The organism is Oceaniserpentilla sp. 4NH20-0058, assembly GCF_040371755.1.
In the GTDB taxonomy this organism is placed as follows: domain Bacteria; phylum Pseudomonadota; class Gammaproteobacteria; order Pseudomonadales; family Oceanobacteraceae; genus Bermanella.
On record NZ_BAABWE010000005.1, the window covers coordinates 55,820 to 72,558 of the forward strand.

Here is a 16,739-nt window from a genome sequence, read left to right on the forward strand (position 1 = left end):
TTTAGATAAGGGGAGTATCTGATGCATCCAGTTCAAGTAATTGCCGTCACCGGTGGTAAAGGTGGGGTAGGTAAAAGTAATGTTTCGGTTAATCTTAGTATCGCACTGGCTGAGTTAGGTCGACGGGTGGTGTTACTGGATGCGGACTTAGGTTTAGCCAATATTGATGTGCTACTAGGCATCACCTCGAAGAATAATATAAGCAATGTACTAAGTGGCGAGGTCAGCTTACGTGATGTATTGGTTAATGGCCCAGGTGGCATTCGTATTATTCCCGCGGCTTCCGGTACACAAGAAATGGCTCAATTGGATGCAAGAGAGCATGCAGGCCTAATCAGAGCCTTTAGCTCCATATCTGATCAATTAGATGTACTGGTTATTGATACCGCGGCTGGTATCAGTGATGGCGTTGTCAGTTTCGTAAAAGCCGCGCAAGAAGCCCTGTTTGTTGTGACGGATGAGCCTACCAGTATTACCGATGCTTATGCACTCATTAAGCTATTGAATCGTGATCACGGGGTGTTTCGTTTTAGGATTTTAGCCAACATGGTGAAAACAAGCCAAGACGGCCACAACCTATTTGCCAAATTGACAAAAGTAACAGACCGATTCTTAGATGTTGCATTGCAATATGTTGGCAGTATTCCATTTGATGAAAGTGTTAAACGCTCGGTGCAAAGACAGCGAGCAGTAATAGAAGCGTACCCAAGAGCAAAGGCCTCGTTGGCCTATAAATCCTTAGCAAAAAAAGTGGACTCATGGCCATTGCCGACAACAGCAAGAGGCAACCTAGAGTTTTTTGTGGAGAGTTTAGTATCAACAGCTCGTGGATAAATAATGGCCGTAGCAAGTGGTTTAGCCATGTACACAGGTGAGCAAAATCCTAATTTTAATCATCTAATCGAAGAATATGCGCCTTTAGTTAAGCGCATAGGTCATCATCTAAAAGGGCGATTACCAGCTTCGGTACAACTGGATGATCTTGTACAGTCAGGCATGATTGGCTTGATTGAAGCTGCACGCAAATACGAACCGAGTAAAGGTGCGAGTTTTGAAACCTATGCTGGTATTCGTATTCGTGGCGCTATGCTTGATGAAATTCGTAAAGGAGATTGGGCGCCTCGGTCCGTACATCGAAACAGCCGGAAAATAGCGGATGCCATTCGATTTGTAGAATCTCAAACTGGGCGTGATGCACAAGATCATGAAGTTGCTTCTGCATTAGATATGAGCTTGGAAGAGTATCACACCCACCTCCAAGATGGCCTTGGTTCTCGGCTATTCAGCTTTGAAGACCTTTTGACCCAACCCGGTGAGCGGGAAGGGGAGCTAATCAATCACGATGATTCAGGGCCGTTTGAAGGCCTACAATCGGAGCATTTCCAAAAACAGCTTGCACAAGCCATTGGGACCCTTCCAGAAAGAGAGCAATTGGTGTTAGCCCTATATTACGATGAAGAATTAAATTTAAAAGAAATAGGAGCTGTCTTAGAAGTAAGTGAGTCACGAGTAAGCCAAATTCATAGCCAAGCGGCCCATAGATTAAGGGCTCGCTTATCTGAATGGGTAGAACAAAAGGCCTAAAGGTAGTGAATAAAGGCTGGTTAAATTACGCCTAGTCTTATATTTCACATGAACCTGCTGGATAACTTCATAACACTGGCTAGACTAAAAATAGGCAATAGAGTCATTGGCCAGGGCGCTGGGAGGTAGCTTTGGATAAAAATATGAAAATACTTGTTGTGGACGATTTCTCCACCATGAGGCGCATCATTAAAAACCTGCTCAGAGATTTGGGGTTTACCAATACTCAAGAGGCAGACGACGGCAATACCGCCTTACCCATGTTACAAAGTGGTGACTTTGATTTTTTAGTCACCGACTGGAACATGCCAGGTATGACAGGTATAGAGCTGTTGAAGCATGTACGTGAAGATGAGCGGTTGAAGTCTTTACCTGTGTTAATGGTGACAGCCGAAGCAAAACGAGACCAAATTGTGGCGGCAGCACAAGCAGGTGTAAATGGCTATGTTGTAAAACCGTTTACGGCTGCGGTACTCAAAGAAAAGATTGAAAAAATCTTTGAGCGTGTTGATGGCTGACTAGGAAGGTGTCATGGCAGAAGCAGAGCTAAAAAACTCAACATCAGAGTTTGCAAAACTGTTTTCTGAAAAAGCTAATGAGCTAATGGGTCGATTAGAACAAAATGACCTTGCAGGCGCAGTTGGCTTAATTCAGGATTTACAAAAAGTTAGGGATGAAAATCTTTATCAAGAAATCGGGCAGCTCACGCGTGCACTGCATGAGTCAATCAAGAACTTTAAATTAGATAGTAAAGTTCAAGGTGCCGGATCAGATATAGATGAAGCCCATGAAGGTTTGCAGTACGTTGTCGAAATGACAGCGAAAGCGGCAAATAAAACCATGGATAAAGTGGATGATAGTATGCCGCTATCAGAGGCGATTGCTTCTGAGGCATTTGAAATCAGACAGGAATGGACTCGTTTTTTAAATAAAGAAATGAGCGCCAAAGAATTTAGAGAATTAACTAAACGAGTTGCTCAGTTTTTAGAAAATACTGACAAGAACACCAAAAAACTCAATGCCAACTTAAGTGACATTTTGTTGGCTCAAGATTTTCAGGATTTAACCGGTCAAGTTATACAGCGCATTACCACCATGGTTACCGATGTGGAAGCAAGGCTAGTTAATTTAGTTGCAATGGCAGGCCATGTGGATCAGATGACGGGAATACAACATAAAGAAATTGTAATCCAAGATAAAGAACATGATCCTAATAAAGGGGTTGGCCCTCAATTAAATGCTGAAGAAAATGAAGATGTTGCATCAAATCAAGATGATGTGGATGATTTATTATCCAGTCTTGGTTTTTAAAGGAGCAAAGGGATGAGTTTGGACGCTGATGAAGAGATCCTCCAGGACTTCCTTGTAGAAGCAGGCGAAATATTAGAACTATTGTCAGAACAACTGGTGGATCTAGAAAATCGCCCAGATGATCATGACTTACTAAACTCTATATTCCGAGGCTTCCACACGGTAAAAGGTGGCGCAGGATTTTTGCAACTCACCCCTTTAGTTGAATGCTGCCACGTTGCAGAAAACGTATTTGATATTTTAAGAAATGGCCAACGTACAGTCACATCAGATTTAATGGATGTGGTATTGAAAGCCTTAGATACTGTTAACGAAATGTTTGACAGTGTACGAAATGGTGAAATGCCAGCAGACGCTGACCCGCAGCTCATAGAAGATTTATCTCGCTACTCAAAACCAGAAACTGCCAATGAAGCGGCTCCTGCCCCTGCGGCGGATACGCCAGCAGAAACAACTACCGAAGCCACCCCTTCAGCAACAGAAGATAATGGGGATATCACGGACGAAGAATTCGAAAACCTATTAGACTCTTTAGAAGAACCAGACGGGAAAAAAGAAGCGCCACCTGCAGCAGCTGAATCAGCCCCTGCTGCGAGTGATGACAATGACTTATTTGGTGAAGCCCCTGCAGATAATGGATCGGATGATGAAATAACCGCAGATGAATTTGAAGCATTATTAGATCAATTACACGGATCTGGGAATGGACCAACCATCAAAGCAGATGAAGATGTTAGTGCGCCTAGCTCTGAAACTGCAAGTAGTGCTGAGAACACAGATGCGAACGGAGAAACGATTTCTGAGTCGGAATTTGAAGAGCTATTAGATAAACTCCATGGCAAAGGTAAAGGGCCCACTGAATTAGAAGAGGAAGCGGCGCAAAAAGCAGCAGCCGCAGAACCAGAGAGCCCAACACCACCACCGCCACCAGCAACCCCAGAACCCGCTGCGGCTCCTGTGGCACAAACAAAACCAACAGAGCCTGCTAAACCAGCCGCTCCGGCAAAAGCACCTGCGGCGAAAAAGGCAGAAGCTCCTGCGGCTGAGACCACCGTTCGAGTGGATACTAAGCGATTAGATGACATCATGAATATGGTGGGTGAGCTAGTATTGGTTCGAAATCGACTCGTGCGTTTAGGATTAAAAAGCACAGACGAATCCATGGCCAAGGCCGTTGCAAATTTAGATGTAGTGACAGGGGATTTGCAAACCTCTGTTATGAAAACCCGTATGCAACCAATCAAAAAAGTGTTTGGTCGATTCCCTCGCGTCGTACGGGACCTTGCACGTAACTTGAAGAAAGAAGTTACTTTAGAATTAAAAGGTGAAGAAACCGACTTAGACAAAAACCTTGTGGAAGCGTTAGCGGATCCGTTGGTTCATTTAGTACGAAACGCGGTCGACCACGGTATTGAACAACCTGAGGAGCGAGAAGCTTCTGATAAACCTCGTAACGGCACCGTTATATTATCTGCTGAACAAGAGGGTGATCACATACTGTTATCAATTCAAGATGATGGTAAAGGCATGGATCCTAAAAAGCTACAGCAAATAGCCGTAGATAAAGGGGTTATGGATCAAGATGCGGCGGATCGCTTAAGCGATTCAGAATCGTTTAATTTAATATTTGCACCTGGTTTTTCCACAAAAACAGAGATCAGTGATATATCTGGTCGTGGTGTTGGTATGGACGTGGTGAAAACTAAAATCACGCAATTAAACGGCACCATTAATATTGATTCGGTACAAGGTCGTGGTTCTAAAATCATGATTAAAGTGCCGTTAACACTCGCCATCATGCCTACGTTGATGGTTATGCTGCAAGATCAAGCCTTCGCATTTCCATTGGTTAGTGTGAATGAAATTTTTCATCTAGATTTAACTAAAACCAATGTAGTTGATGGTCAAGAAGTGGTCGTAGTTAGAGATAAAGCTATTCCACTATTCTACTTGAAGAATTGGTTGGTTCATGAGTTACAAGAGAAAGAAGCAGTCAAAGAAGGGCATGTAGTTGTCGTATCCGTTGGAACACAGCGCGTTGGATTTGTTGTTGATCAATTAATTGGACAAGAAGAAGTAGTTATTAAGCCCCTTGGGAAAATGCTCCAAGGTACACCAGGAATGGCTGGTGCCACTATCACTGGGGACGGCCGAATAGCGCTCATTTTAGATGTACCAAGCATGCTGCATCATTATGCCAAAAAGAGCAGTTTAATTGCGGCATAGTTTGTGGATAAATGCGGAATACTTTTGTAATTGAGTTAGCGTCATAAATTTGATGTTGGAGTCGTAATGGCAATTCGGTTATTAGTAGTAGATGATTCCGGTTTTTTTCAAAAGCGTATCGCAGAAATATTAAAGCCTTCTACTGATATTAAAATTATTGGGTTTGCAAGCAATGGTCGTGAAGCCATTGAAAAAACTGAAAAATTAAAACCTGATGTGATTACCATGGATTATGAAATGCCAGTCATGGATGGTTTGACTGCTTTACGTAATATCATGAAGACCTCCCCCACACCTGTACTAATGTTTTCATCATTAAGTTATGACGGTGCACGAGTCACATTAGATGCATTGGATGCAGGTGCCATAGATTTTTTACCCAAGAATTTTGAGGACTTACAACGCGGTGGCGCTAAAATACGCGAAATACTTACAGAAAAAATAAAAAGTGTCTCTGAGCAATATAATCGCTCTTTAACTGGGGGGACCTCTAGCCCTGAGCCTAAACCGAAAGCAGTCGTTCGCGATACCACTACGCTAAATAAGCAAGCGCCTCCGCAGAATATACCTAGCGTAAAACCATCTTCACAAAATATACCAAGCGTAAAACCTTCGGCTAGTTTAAAACCGGTTGATTTGGTATTGATAGGCACCAGTACAGGGGGGCCTGTTGCGTTACAGAAAGTGCTTACTGGCTTACCTGCCACGTTTCCTAAGCCAATTATTTTAATTCAGCACATGCCAGCTTCATTTACAGAGGCCTTTGCCGAGCGTTTGGATAAGTTATGCAATATTTCGGTTCATTTGGCGAAAGAAGGGGATGCATTAAAACCTGGAGTCGCCTTACTGGCACCAGGTGGGCAACAATTACTTTTAGATAAAGGCCGCATCAAAATAATAGATGGCGATGATCGCGTTAATTATAAGCCTTGCATTGATATTACATTTGCTAGTGCGGCAAAACATTTCCCGGGAAAAACATTAGGTATAATTTTGACTGGTATGGGTAGTGACGGAAAAGACGGTGCCAGTTTAATGAAGCAAACGGGTTCAACGATCTGGGCGCAAGATAAAGATAGCTGTGTTATTTATGGCATGCCAATGGCAGCAGTAAATGCGAAAGTTGTGGATAGTATTGTTCCTCTTCATGAAATAGCAGGGAAACTAGTCAAAGAGGTTCGTTAATGGATGTACTTAGCCTTGCAGGGATAGTGCTGGGTATTGCGGCGATTTTACTTGGTAATATGCTTGATGGTGGCCTCAATTCCGCCTTGTTAAATGGTTCTGCTGCCATTGTGGTGTTTGGCGGGACATTTGCTGCGGTTATGGTGCAAACCCCTTTAGTTGTTATGTTAAGTGCTTTTAAACGCTGTTTTTGGTTTGTTTTCCCTCCCAAGTTTCATCTAGACGATCTATTAACTAAGTTATGTAAGTGGGCCCACGTTGCCCGGCAAGAGGGGTTAATAGGCCTAGAGGGCATGGTTAAAAATGCGGAACCTCTGGCGCAAAAGGGTTTGAGTTTACTGGCGGATGGTCAACCACCTAGTGCGATACGTGCTAGCTTGGAGTTAGACTTATATCGTCAAGAGGATAAAGGGCTGCAAGGTGCCCATGTCTACGAAAGTTTAGGAGGGTATGCACCTACCATAGGCATAATGGGCGCTATTCTCGGTTTGATGCAAGTGCTGAGTAACCTTTCTAGTCCTGATGATATGGGGCCGGGTATAGCCTCTGCGTTTGTGGCCACCTTATATGGCGTAGGAAGTGCTAACTTGATCTTTTTACCTTTAGCCGAACGTTTAAAATTTTTAGTGCGAAAAGAGTATATTTACAATGAGCTCATGATAGAAGGGCTTGTTGCCATATCAGAAGGGGAACATCCCAAGTCTATTCGTTATCGATATGAAAGCTTAAAGAAAGCGGGGCAATGATGGAATGCTACTATTTGGCGTCAATAGGTGAATGCACTCATGGCTAGACGTCATGTATCACCAGAATCTACCCATCTTAATCGTTGGGTTGTCTCATATGCAGATTTAATGACCTTATTATTTGCACTTTTTGTTGTTCTATATGCGGCTTCTACGGTTAACCAAGAAAAATTTAAACAGATGAGCCAAGTATTCATAGGGGTTTTTGAGAAACCTTCAGCCGTACAATTACCGCAAGATTTACAAACATTGATGAGCGATTTTAGCCAAAGTTTTGAAAGTAAAGAGACACAAGAAAACGTAAAGTCTGAACCGTCTTCAGAATTAATGAAGCGTATTAAAATAATGTTAAAGGATGATTTCGCCAATCATTCCATTAGGCTTAAAACCGGTGAAGGGAATATACAATTATCCCTACCAAGCGATCTAATATTTTCAGGTTCGAATACCAGTATTTCAATTGATGGAGAATATTTTCTATCGCGATTTGCAAAAGAAATAAATCAAAATGAAATGTTTTTATTAATTGAAGTGTTGACGGATAATCAAGTTAGTAAAGAGAAGCCTTGGCAATTAGGTGCAGAACAAGCCATGGCGATTCAGCAACTTTTAATGTTGGACTCGGTGTCTCCATTGCATATGGCAAGTGTCAATTATGGCCCATTTCAGCCCATTGCTACAAATGATGATGAAGATGGACAAGCCATGAATCGGAGAATTAATTTTGTGATTTATCGCAACCTTGATCAATTTAATCGATTGAAAATTATGACGAACTAAAGGTTTTCTGCTATGCCTAATAAACAGGTGTAGGAACAAAACCTGCATGTATGGAAGCAGGTCACAATAATTGCCAGCAAAATGGCATAGCTACTTTGGCCAAGGAGTGAGTCGTGCACGTATGGGCCGTTGCTAATCAAAAAGGTGGAGTCGGTAAAACCACCACAACCGTTTGTCTTGCCGGTTTACTGCGTGAGCAGGGTCATCGTGTGCTCATGGTAGACCTAGATCCCCATGGGTCGTTAACCAGTTATTTTAAATACGACCCAGACGAAATTGAATTCAGCACGTATGACCTTTTCATGCATGAAGGCAAGGTGCCAGATGCTTTACCCAAACAGATCATTCGAAATACAAGTTCAGAGGGCATAGACCTTTTCCCCGCGAGTACTGCCCTGGCTACTTTAGAGCGTAAAGTGGCCGGTCAAGGGGGAATGGGCTTGGTCATTTCAAAAGCATTAGCCACTTTATGGGACGATTACGAATTTGTGATAATTGATACCCCTCCTATATTGGGGGTTTTGATGATCAATGCACTGGCGGCTGCTCAGCGTTTATTGATTCCTGTACAAACGGAATATCTAGCAGTGAAGGGGTTAGAGCGGATGACTCACACATTGGGAATGGTCATGCAGAGTACTAAGAAACAATTACCATTTACCATAATTCCTACGTTATTTGATCGCAGGACTCATGCATCGATACATGCACTTAAAAAGATTCGTGAATTATATGGAGATCAAGTGTATTCAGAGTCGATCCCTGTTGATACTAAATTTCGAGATGCCAGTGAAATCGGCAAGGTTCCCTCAGAGTTAGATGTGGATGGAAGGGGTGTCAGGGTATATCGGCATCTACTTAATACATTACTCAATACGGCAAATGCGGCATAATATTATGGCTGGAACTTCAGATAAAGCGGTCATTGATTACCTAGATACTTTATTTCTAGACGTTACTTTGCCGCCAGTTCAATCTGTATCATCTTGGGTTGAGTCTGACAGTATTGATCAAGGTAATCGACTTCAACCCTGTAGTGACATCTTTTCTTTGATGTCTATTAACAATCCAACCACCCATGAGCTCTGGCAAGGTTTCTTGCAATTATTGGTATTAGGTTCCCAGTTACCCCGTGGTCAGGTGCAGTCTTATGTTTTTTTACAAAGCCAGGTGTTGTTCCAAAAAGCACGGGAAAAAATGGCAGGGTAGAAAATGAATAACCCAAGCCCAAGAAAAACTCAATTAAAAGAAGCAGCCAATGTTGAAACCGTTGTACAAGAGTACATGGATTCTTTGCTGGTGGATCTATTTCCTGATGTAACTGAAGATGAAGTTACTGAAGTTAAACAGAGCATCACAGAACAACCAACCCTAGACATTACTGAAACTGCTACAGAACCTCAAACGGTTATAGAAACACAGGCTAAAGTAGATATTCCTGATGTTGTTGTGACTGAACCACAAGTCGTAACCGATTTTGAAACAACAACCCACGATGCTACTGCTGAGCCGATAACACAAACTGTGGCCGAGCCACAAACAGAACCCTCCTCGCCAGTTGAAGCATCGGTTACAACACCTGCTGAAGTAGATACAAAGCTTGAAATACAAGCAGAAGATATTGAGCCTCAGGTAGAAGAAGTTGCAGCGGTACAAATAACTGCAAAACCAGAAGAACTACGTTTTCCACAAGCGCCAGAATGGGCCCAGCAATCTTTTGACGTTTTATTGTTTGATGTGTGCGGTTTAAAACTGGCGGTGCCAATGGAGTCGTTAGGTAAAATCATTAAAGTGGAGCATGAAACCAATCATTTGATCGGTCGGCCAAGTTGGTTTATTGGGGCTTATAACGAAAATGACCAAAACCTATACGTAGTCGATACCGCTCAATATATCATGCCTGAAAAAGGCTTTAATTTAGCCCGAGATGGTTTCGAGTATGTGATTCAACTTCAGCGCAGTCAGTGGACGTTAGCTTGTAAAAAAGTCCACAGTACGGTGCGCCTTGAACCTGATCAAGTAAAGTGGCGCTCTCAAGAAGGTAAGCGTCAATGGCTATCAGGAACGGTTATTGATCATATGTGTGCGTTAATACATGTGGATACTTTAATTGATCTTTTACATGCAGAAGCCAGTTAATAGTTTTCCATTCTTGACTGGCACACAACCTGCTCTAGTCTAAACTAATAACAAGGAATGTTATGAATTTGACGTATAGCCAAGCTTTCTTGGCTGCTGGCGGAATTAGCTCGCTTAGGTTGGCTACGCTATATATAGGAGAGAGTGAATGAGTACCTATGAAGCAAAAGGGGTAGCTGAAGATCCCGTGTTGCAGTGGGTTACCTTTCGTTTAGATAACGAAACCTATGGCATCAATGTAATGCAAGTACAAGAGGTACTGCGTTATACCGAAATTGCCCCTGTTCCGGGTGCGCCACCATATGTATTGGGTATCATTAATCTACGCGGTAATGTGGTGACGGTAATCGATACACGTTTGAGGTTTGGTCTGAGTGAAACTCAAACTAATGATCAAACACGTATAGTGATCATTGAAACAGAGAATCAAGTGGTGGGTATTTTAGTGGACGCAGTGGCCGAAGTGGTTTACTTGCGTCAATCTGAAATAGAAACAACCCCCAATGTTGGCAATGAAGAAACCGCTAAGTTTATACAAGGTGTATGTCATAAAAATGAAGAGCTGCTTATTTTGGTTGATCTTGAGAAGATGATGTCCGATGAAGAATGGGCTGAACTTAACGACTTTTAAACAATATTATAAGCACTCTTAAATGCAGTTGGCACCAAACTCAAATTGGGTTTGGTGTCCATAATAAAATTAAAATTTGCCTTTACGGCAACTGCGAGTGAATTATGTTAGAACTTGTCTCAACTTGGGTTAGTAGTATACCCATACAATCTATTTCATTAATTAGTTCAATCAGCATGGCCACAGTGGCATGTTTAATGGTTGGTGTTAGTTTTAGAAAATTAAAAAAACAAAACCGACAGCAAGCGGTTATAAATCGACGACTTCATGAAGATATGGCTTCGCTTTCTAAAAGTGCAATTGGTATGGGACAAAAAGTTTTAGATACGGAAAGAAAGCTGGATGACGTGCTTAAAAAACAATTCTCTATATTAAATTCTCAACCAGAGCACCCATCGTATGATCAAGCCTCACGGTTGATTGCAATGGGCGCATCGGAATCTGACCTAGTAAATAGTTGTGGATTTAGCCACTCTGAAGCGGAGCTATTACTATCGTTAAATTGCAAGCGACAGGTACCAAGTAACTCCCATAAAGCAGTCCACTAAATATAGCATTGTTATAAACCAAACCACTGAGAGGTGGTTTTTTTATGCCTTTTCCAATGTGATTCATAGACTCAGGGAAGAATTAGTCAAATAATTGCTTGGTATAAAAGGCTATAACCCTCCTTAGTTATTACAAATATAAGTTACAAGTTCACCGCGCTGAAGCACCTATACTCAAGTTAATACTGTTGTAAAAGGAGAAGGTCGTGAACATTACAAAATATGTCAAGCGAACCTTATTGACAATAAGTTGTATCGTAATGCCTTGGATGGCCAATGCTGAACAGATTGAAGCCATTAAAGGTGCGAATACTATTGATGCATTTGAAGCCTTAAATTTATTTGAAAAAGGTGCCACTTTTATTGATGTTCGAGACCAGTTTGAGTTTCAGTTAGGTCACATCAGAAGTGCGGTACATTTGGACTTAAAGCGGGATTTCAATGACCTATATTTAATTGAAACACTGGATAAAGATATTCCAATTGTTATTTATTGTAATAGCGCCCATTGCTATCGTAGTGCAGTGGCCACATTCTTAGCCGTTGCATGGGGGTATGAGAACGTACACTATTTTAAAGATGGTTATTTTACATGGTTAGCTTTAGACCTACCGGTTGTGATGGGAGAGAGTCGAGATAACCTAGCCAGACAAGATTCTGCAGATAGCCCGTGGCGAGTGCAAATGAAAGACGCACTAGAACAGGTGCAACTAGCTAAATCCCAAGGTTATTCTCAGCCAATAGCCCCAACAGTACGCTCTTTAGCTCATTAAGCCCCTTTAAGTTGATACTGATCGCTAAATGAAGATAAGAATCTTCAATGATTGGCGTAACAGCTTGTTTTAATTCTAAAAAAATAATGAAATAGGGGTGACAAAAAGGAATCAATCCGTATAATGCACGCCATCTCGAATATCGAGGTGTGTGGGGCCTTAGCTCAGCTGGGAGAGCGCAACACTGGCAGTGTTGAGGTCAGCGGTTCGATCCCGCTAGGCTCCACCAATTAAACTTTCTTTTTCAAGGCCTTCACGTTAGAGAATGAAAAAGACAAGCCTTAGTGTCCCGTTCGTCTAGAGGCCTAGGACACCGCCCTTTCACGGCGGTAACAGGGGTTCGACTCCCCTACGGGATACCATTTCTTTTTTCTCTATAAATTATTTTATAAATGTGCAAATTTCATTGTGCAGCTGTTTTGTATTTTGCTAATGCAGTATTTATGAATATCAATTTTATGCTTCGTTAATAGAGTTTTCTGTCTTTGATTGTTTATCTATCTCGTTTTAATGGCCTAAGTCAGCGTCTACAATACGACTTTCTAGCACACTGTAGAATTCTTTTGATGTGCGGTGAAAAAATAACAGAGTAACAGGCGCTTTGCTGTTCGGCATGACATCTTAGTCATTACACTTTATGAGGTTTTTAAATAGCCCGTGTACGCGTACAATTACCCCATTATTTGTCGTACCGAAATCACACCTTATGCCAGCGAAACCCGCCAACACCTCAGTGCCAGCATTGCAACCCACTGATATCACCACTTATGCCCCATATCGTGCGGATTTAAAGCCCGCGCCATTTTTGCCTATGAGCAAAAAAGAAATGGATCAGCTAGGTTGGGATAGCTGCGATGTGATCATTGTGTGCGGTGATGCTTATGTGGATCACCCAAGTTTTGGTATGGCGGTTATTGGGCGTACATTAGAGGCCCAAGGGTTCCGTGTTGGGTTGATTTGCCAGCCAGACTGGACAGACATTGAAAGCTTTAAAGTGCTGGGTAAACCTAATTTATATTTTGGGGTGTCAGCGGGCAATATGGACAGCATGATTAACCGTTATACGGCGGATCGCCGAGTACGTCATGATGATGCTTATACCCCTGGTAATATAGGAGGTAAACGCCCTGATCGCGCAGTGACGGTTTATACACAAAAACTACGTGAAGTGTATAAAAAAGAGGTGCCTATTATCGCTGGTGGAATCGAAGCTAGCTTACGTCGCTTGAGTCACTACGATTATTGGCAAGACCGTATTCGCGGTAGTGTTTTGCTAGATAGCACAGCGGATATGCTGTTTTATGGCAACGCCGAGCGAGCCTTAATCGAAGTGACACACCGCCTTGCGGCTGGTGAGGTCATTACGGATATTCAGGATGTACGTGGTACAGGTTACCTGCGTAAGCAGCTTCCTTTGGATTGGGTACAAATAGACAGTACCGAGTTAGATCAGCCGGGTAAAATTAAAGCCCATAAAAGCCCTTATGAGATGATCGATGAAGAAGCGAAAGCGCAAGAAGAGGCTTTAAAGAAAGACGGCGCGCAAGTCATTCAAATTGTACCTCATATGCAAATGCGCAAAACAGATCCTAACGCCAGCTACATTCGCCTGCCGTCACTTGAACAAGTGAAGTCTGATAATGCTCTTTATGCCCACTTAGATAGGGTATTCCATAAAGAAACTAATCCGGGTAATGCTCGGGCGTTAGTGCAAGCCCATGGACGTAACGATGTATGGATGAATCCACCGCCTATTCCGTTAACCACGGAAGAACTAGATTGGGTATTTGAACGCCCCTATAAACGGGTGCCTCATCAAACTTATGGCAAAGCTAAGATACCGGCCTATGACATGATTCGCTTTAGTGTGAATATCATGCGCGGTTGTTTTGGTGGTTGTACATTTTGTAGTATTACCGAACACGAAGGGCGCATCATTCAAAGTCGATCGGAAGGCTCCATATTAAATGAGATAGAAAATATTCGAGATTTAACCCCAGGTTTTACTGGTTCTATTTCAGATTTAGGCGGTCCAACGGCCAACATGTATCGCCTAAATTGTAAGGACAAAGTCATCGAAGAAAATTGCCGCAGACCAAGTTGTGTGTACCCAACTATTTGCAGTAATCTTGAGACTGATCACTCCCATACTACTCAGTTATACCGAAAAGCCCGTAATATTGAGGGGGTCAAACGTATCGCTGTGGCTTCAGGGTTGCGTTATGACCTAGCAGTAGAAGACCCAGAATATGTTAAAGAATTAGTCACTCATCATGTGGGCGGTTATTTGAAAATTGCTCCAGAGCACTCGGAAGATGGACCATTAACCAAAATGATGAAGCCCGGCATGGGCACTTATTACAAATTTAAAGAGATGTTCGAGAAGTACTCGAAAGAAGCGGGTAAAAAGCAATATTTAATCCCTTATTTTATTAGTGCTCACCCCGGTAGTACCGATAAAGACATGCTAAATTTAGCTTTGTGGTTAAAAGAAAATAACTTTAAGGTGGATCAAGTTCAAAACTTTTATCCGTCGCCTATGGCATCCGCCAGTACTATGTTTGCTACGGAACGTAACCCATTAAAGCCAATTAAAGCTAAAAACCACGAACCGGTTTTTGCTGCTAAGACCAAAGAGCAGCGTGCGTTACACAAAGCATTCTTGCGATACCATGACTCAGAAAGCTGGCCGTTATTGCGCAAAGCTTTAAAGAAAATGGGTAAAGCGCATTTAATCGGTCGAGGGGCTAAGCACTTGGTGCCACCTGAAACTGGCCGCGAAAAAGATGCGCGCCGCGAAGGTAAAAAATTTGTGTCCAAACACACAGGCGCTAAAAAGTCCTTTGTGGCAAAAACGCAGCATAATGGCCTGCCAAGTACGCCAAAAGCAAAAAGCGGCAACCCCCCTGCGGGTAATGCTCATTCAGGCAAACCTAAGTTTAAAGCCAAGAATAAGCCAAAACGCTAATGGCTTTATTAATATTACTTTGTGTCATGTAGTCGTCATGACGCAAAGGGATGATAGTTTCGAATGATCAAACCTGAGTAATTAAACCCTTCATGAAAACTAATTTATACCGTTATCTTTGTGTGCTGTTTATGGTTAGCATCTTGATATCACCAGTATATGCTCAGTTAGAAGCGGGGTTTGGCATGTCTGCGGTGAGCGTCCCCCATTACATAGGCAGTGATGAAGCCGAGCAGTTTTACCTGCCTTTTCCTTATTTACGTTATCGAAGCGAGAAGCTCACGATTGACCGAAACCTGATTCAGGGAAATTTATGGCATTCAGGTAACTGGTCATTAGAGCTCAGTTTTGGCGGAGCGGTAAAAGTAGATAGTGAAAAAAGCCAAGCTCGCCAAGGTATGGATGATCTTGACTATATAATTGAAGTAGGCCCAGCCCTGCATTATTACTTTTTAGGTGATCGGGCAAAAGGTAATGCCTTGTTTTTGTCGTTCCCTATTCGTGGTGCCATAGGTACGGACTTCACTCAAACTAGCTATAGAGGCTTTTCGATTAGTCCAAGGGTAGTATGGCGCAGAGAATATTTTCTAAATGGTTATGAGGTACGTCCGCAAATGTCATTCGGCCTGCGCAGTGCCAGTGCTCATTACCACGATTACATATATGGCGTGAGTGATGAATTTGTAACGGCGAACCGTAGTTCCTATCAAGGGGAGCAGGGTTATGGCGGCTGGCAGTTTGGCTATAGTACAGCGGTATTATGGTCCGGTTGGCTGGCTGCTGGATTTATGCGATATGTCAACATTGAGGGGGCTGAATTCGACGATAGCCCCTTAGTTAACACCCGTTCGAGCTTACTAATAGGCGGGGCGGTAGCCTACCTATTTTGAAGCAATCATGATTAATTCAGTGTACAATCGTTCACCCTTTTCATTGATAGATTCATAAAATATGAATTTTATTAATAGTTAAGTTTAATAGAATAAAGAGATTTAATAAGAGTCCATAATGAAATATTTTTTCACCTTAATGTTCGCCACTATGCTCAGCTTTTCGGCCATTGAATCTGCTGAAGCTAAACGTTTTGGCAGTGGTGGTTTTGGTAAAGCTTTTAAAACCAGCCCTTTCAAAAAGGCTAGTCCAGCCACACCAGCAAAGCCGTCAGCGACACCTGATAAAGCGAAATCTGCACGCCCAGGTATGATGGGTGGTTTAATGGGAGGGCTTCTTGCTGGTGGGTTATTCGCTTATTTACTTGGTAGTGGTGCGTTTGAAGGTGTTCAGTTTATGGATATTCTATTATTTGCTCTTGCTGGATTTGTCTTATTTAAATTATTCGCGCGGCCAAAAGCCAAGACTCAATATGCCGGAATGCAAAGAGGGGCATTTGAAGAGCCCAACCTAGCTAGCCAGAATACCGCTACTGCTTTTAATCAAGCCGCTTCAACACAAGAAGAGAGCATCCCTTTACAATTTCCACAAGGGTTTGATGTGACAGGCTTTGAACAAGGGGCGCTTGATCATTTTAAACTGGTACACAAGGCATGGGATGACGGTAACTTAACGACCATTGAAGAATATGTTCACCCAGAATTACTGGCTCAGTTACAAGCACAGCGCCAACAGTATGGTACCCAGCTAGACAATCAAGTTGTGGACTTGAGTGCCAGTATCGTTCGTTCAGAGCCTACAGCCAATGATGGTCACCGTATTAGTATTTTATTCCGTGGCCTAATGAAAGACATGCAAAGCAATGAAGAGCATGGCGTATTCGATGTTTGGCATCTAGAAAAAGCGGGAAGCAGCCCTTGGTTAATCATTGGTATCGAAGCTGAATAACCCCAGAAT

At 42.5% G+C, this 16,739-nt stretch carries 17 protein-coding genes and 2 tRNA genes; all 19 read left to right on the forward strand.

Going from position 1 to position 16,739, the window contains the following annotated elements; translation table 11 throughout:
• Nucleotides 1–21: 21 nt before the first annotated feature.
• The 19 genes from ABWV45_RS08255 (at nt 22) to ABWV45_RS08345 (ending at nt 16,730) form a co-directional block, all read left to right on the forward strand.
• The gene (locus tag ABWV45_RS08255; RefSeq protein WP_353350552.1) at nt 22–834 is read left to right on the forward strand and encodes a MinD/ParA family protein; all 813 of its coding nucleotides are present in this window, start codon (nt 22–24) and stop codon (nt 832–834) included.
• Nucleotides 835–837: 3 nt separating this feature from the next.
• Complete coding sequence (locus tag ABWV45_RS08260; RefSeq protein WP_502914670.1) at nt 838–1,584, forward strand: RNA polymerase sigma factor FliA; 747 nt, start codon at nt 838–840, stop codon at nt 1,582–1,584.
• Nucleotides 1,585–1,727: 143 nt separating this feature from the next.
• On the forward strand, nt 1,728–2,102 hold the full coding sequence (cheY, locus tag ABWV45_RS08265; RefSeq protein ID WP_502914671.1) for a chemotaxis response regulator CheY: 375 nt from the start codon (nt 1,728–1,730) through the stop codon (nt 2,100–2,102).
• 13 nt (nt 2,103–2,115) lie between these two features.
• Entirely contained in the window at nt 2,116–2,895 is a 780-nt protein-coding gene (locus ABWV45_RS08270) for a protein phosphatase CheZ (RefSeq protein WP_353350556.1), read from the forward strand.
• A gap of 12 nt (nt 2,896–2,907) precedes the next feature.
• Nucleotides 2,908–5,121 (forward strand): chemotaxis protein CheA, encoded by a 2,214-nt coding sequence (locus ABWV45_RS08275; RefSeq protein ID WP_353350558.1) that lies wholly within the window; start codon nt 2,908–2,910, stop codon nt 5,119–5,121.
• A gap of 66 nt (nt 5,122–5,187) precedes the next feature.
• Complete coding sequence (locus tag ABWV45_RS08280) at nt 5,188–6,306, forward strand: protein-glutamate methylesterase/protein-glutamine glutaminase (protein ID WP_353350560.1); 1,119 nt, start codon at nt 5,188–5,190, stop codon at nt 6,304–6,306.
• Nucleotides 6,306–7,052 carry a flagellar motor protein gene (locus ABWV45_RS08285; RefSeq protein WP_353350562.1) on the forward strand — a complete coding sequence of 249 codons (747 nt, stop codon included), beginning with the start codon at nt 6,306–6,308 and terminating at the stop codon, nt 7,050–7,052. The genes ABWV45_RS08280 and ABWV45_RS08285 overlap by 1 nt, the downstream gene beginning before the upstream one ends.
• Nucleotides 7,053–7,091: 39 nt before the next feature.
• Nucleotides 7,092–7,832, forward strand: a complete 741-nt coding sequence (locus ABWV45_RS08290; RefSeq protein WP_353350564.1) for a flagellar motor protein MotB — start codon at nt 7,092–7,094, stop codon at nt 7,830–7,832.
• A gap of 113 nt (nt 7,833–7,945) precedes the next feature.
• On the forward strand, nt 7,946–8,725 hold the full coding sequence (locus ABWV45_RS08295) for a ParA family protein (RefSeq protein WP_353350566.1): 780 nt from the start codon (nt 7,946–7,948) through the stop codon (nt 8,723–8,725).
• 4 nt (nt 8,726–8,729) lie between these two features.
• A complete protein-coding gene (locus tag ABWV45_RS08300; RefSeq protein WP_353350568.1) occupies nt 8,730–9,041 on the forward strand; it encodes a hypothetical protein in 312 nt (103 codons plus the stop codon).
• A 3-nt stretch (nt 9,042–9,044) separates the two neighbouring features.
• Nucleotides 9,045–9,971: a chemotaxis protein CheW gene (locus ABWV45_RS08305; protein WP_353350570.1), complete on the forward strand. Its 927-nt coding sequence runs from the start codon at nt 9,045–9,047 to the stop codon at nt 9,969–9,971.
• 148 nt (nt 9,972–10,119) lie between these two features.
• Nucleotides 10,120–10,602: a chemotaxis protein CheW gene (locus ABWV45_RS08310; protein WP_353350571.1), complete on the forward strand. Its 483-nt coding sequence runs from the start codon at nt 10,120–10,122 to the stop codon at nt 10,600–10,602.
• A 104-nt stretch (nt 10,603–10,706) separates the two neighbouring features.
• The gene (locus ABWV45_RS08315; RefSeq protein WP_353350573.1) at nt 10,707–11,150 is read left to right on the forward strand and encodes a DUF2802 domain-containing protein; all 444 of its coding nucleotides are present in this window, start codon (nt 10,707–10,709) and stop codon (nt 11,148–11,150) included.
• Nucleotides 11,151–11,356: 206 nt separating this feature from the next.
• Nucleotides 11,357–11,923 carry a rhodanese-like domain-containing protein gene (locus ABWV45_RS08320; RefSeq protein ID WP_353350575.1) on the forward strand — a complete coding sequence of 189 codons (567 nt, stop codon included), beginning with the start codon at nt 11,357–11,359 and terminating at the stop codon, nt 11,921–11,923.
• A gap of 153 nt (nt 11,924–12,076) precedes the next feature.
• Nucleotides 12,077–12,152 (forward strand) — tRNA-Ala (locus ABWV45_RS08325).
• Nucleotides 12,153–12,209: 57 nt separating this feature from the next.
• Nucleotides 12,210–12,285: transfer RNA gene (locus ABWV45_RS08330), tRNA-Glu, on the forward strand.
• A gap of 344 nt (nt 12,286–12,629) precedes the next feature.
• Nucleotides 12,630–14,891, forward strand: coding sequence for a YgiQ family radical SAM protein (locus ABWV45_RS08335; RefSeq protein WP_353350577.1), 2,262 nt, complete (start codon nt 12,630–12,632; stop codon nt 14,889–14,891).
• Between the two features lie 143 nt (nt 14,892–15,034).
• Nucleotides 15,035–15,781, forward strand: coding sequence for a MipA/OmpV family protein (locus tag ABWV45_RS08340; RefSeq protein WP_353350579.1), 747 nt, complete (start codon nt 15,035–15,037; stop codon nt 15,779–15,781).
• A gap of 118 nt (nt 15,782–15,899) precedes the next feature.
• Nucleotides 15,900–16,730, forward strand: a complete 831-nt coding sequence (locus ABWV45_RS08345; RefSeq protein WP_353350581.1) for a Tim44 domain-containing protein — start codon at nt 15,900–15,902, stop codon at nt 16,728–16,730.
• Nucleotides 16,731–16,739 lie beyond the last annotated feature (9 nt).

Excerpts from the sequence above, each read along its gene's own strand:
- ABWV45_RS08255 (WP_353350552.1), top strand. The coding sequence starts at position 22 with ATGCATCCAGTTCAAGTAATTGCCGTCACCGGTGGTAAAGGTGGGGTA.
- ABWV45_RS08260 (WP_502914670.1), top strand. The coding sequence starts at position 838 with ATGGCCGTAGCAAGTGGTTTAGCCATGTACACAGGTGAGCAAAATCCT.
- cheY (WP_502914671.1), top strand. The coding sequence starts at position 1,728 with ATGAAAATACTTGTTGTGGACGATTTCTCCACCATGAGGCGCATCATT.
- ABWV45_RS08270 (WP_353350556.1), top strand. The coding sequence starts at position 2,116 with ATGGCAGAAGCAGAGCTAAAAAACTCAACATCAGAGTTTGCAAAACTG.
- ABWV45_RS08275 (WP_353350558.1), top strand. The coding sequence starts at position 2,908 with ATGAGTTTGGACGCTGATGAAGAGATCCTCCAGGACTTCCTTGTAGAA.
- ABWV45_RS08280 (WP_353350560.1), top strand. The coding sequence starts at position 5,188 with ATGGCAATTCGGTTATTAGTAGTAGATGATTCCGGTTTTTTTCAAAAG.
- ABWV45_RS08285 (WP_353350562.1), top strand. The coding sequence starts at position 6,306 with ATGGATGTACTTAGCCTTGCAGGGATAGTGCTGGGTATTGCGGCGATT.
- ABWV45_RS08290 (WP_353350564.1), top strand. The coding sequence starts at position 7,092 with ATGGCTAGACGTCATGTATCACCAGAATCTACCCATCTTAATCGTTGG.
- ABWV45_RS08300 (WP_353350568.1), top strand. The coding sequence starts at position 8,730 with ATGGCTGGAACTTCAGATAAAGCGGTCATTGATTACCTAGATACTTTA.
- ABWV45_RS08305 (WP_353350570.1), top strand. The coding sequence starts at position 9,045 with ATGAATAACCCAAGCCCAAGAAAAACTCAATTAAAAGAAGCAGCCAAT.
- ABWV45_RS08310 (WP_353350571.1), top strand. The coding sequence starts at position 10,120 with ATGAGTACCTATGAAGCAAAAGGGGTAGCTGAAGATCCCGTGTTGCAG.
- ABWV45_RS08315 (WP_353350573.1), top strand. The coding sequence starts at position 10,707 with ATGTTAGAACTTGTCTCAACTTGGGTTAGTAGTATACCCATACAATCT.
- ABWV45_RS08335 (WP_353350577.1), top strand. The coding sequence starts at position 12,630 with ATGCCAGCGAAACCCGCCAACACCTCAGTGCCAGCATTGCAACCCACT.
- ABWV45_RS08345 (WP_353350581.1), top strand. The coding sequence starts at position 15,900 with ATGAAATATTTTTTCACCTTAATGTTCGCCACTATGCTCAGCTTTTCG.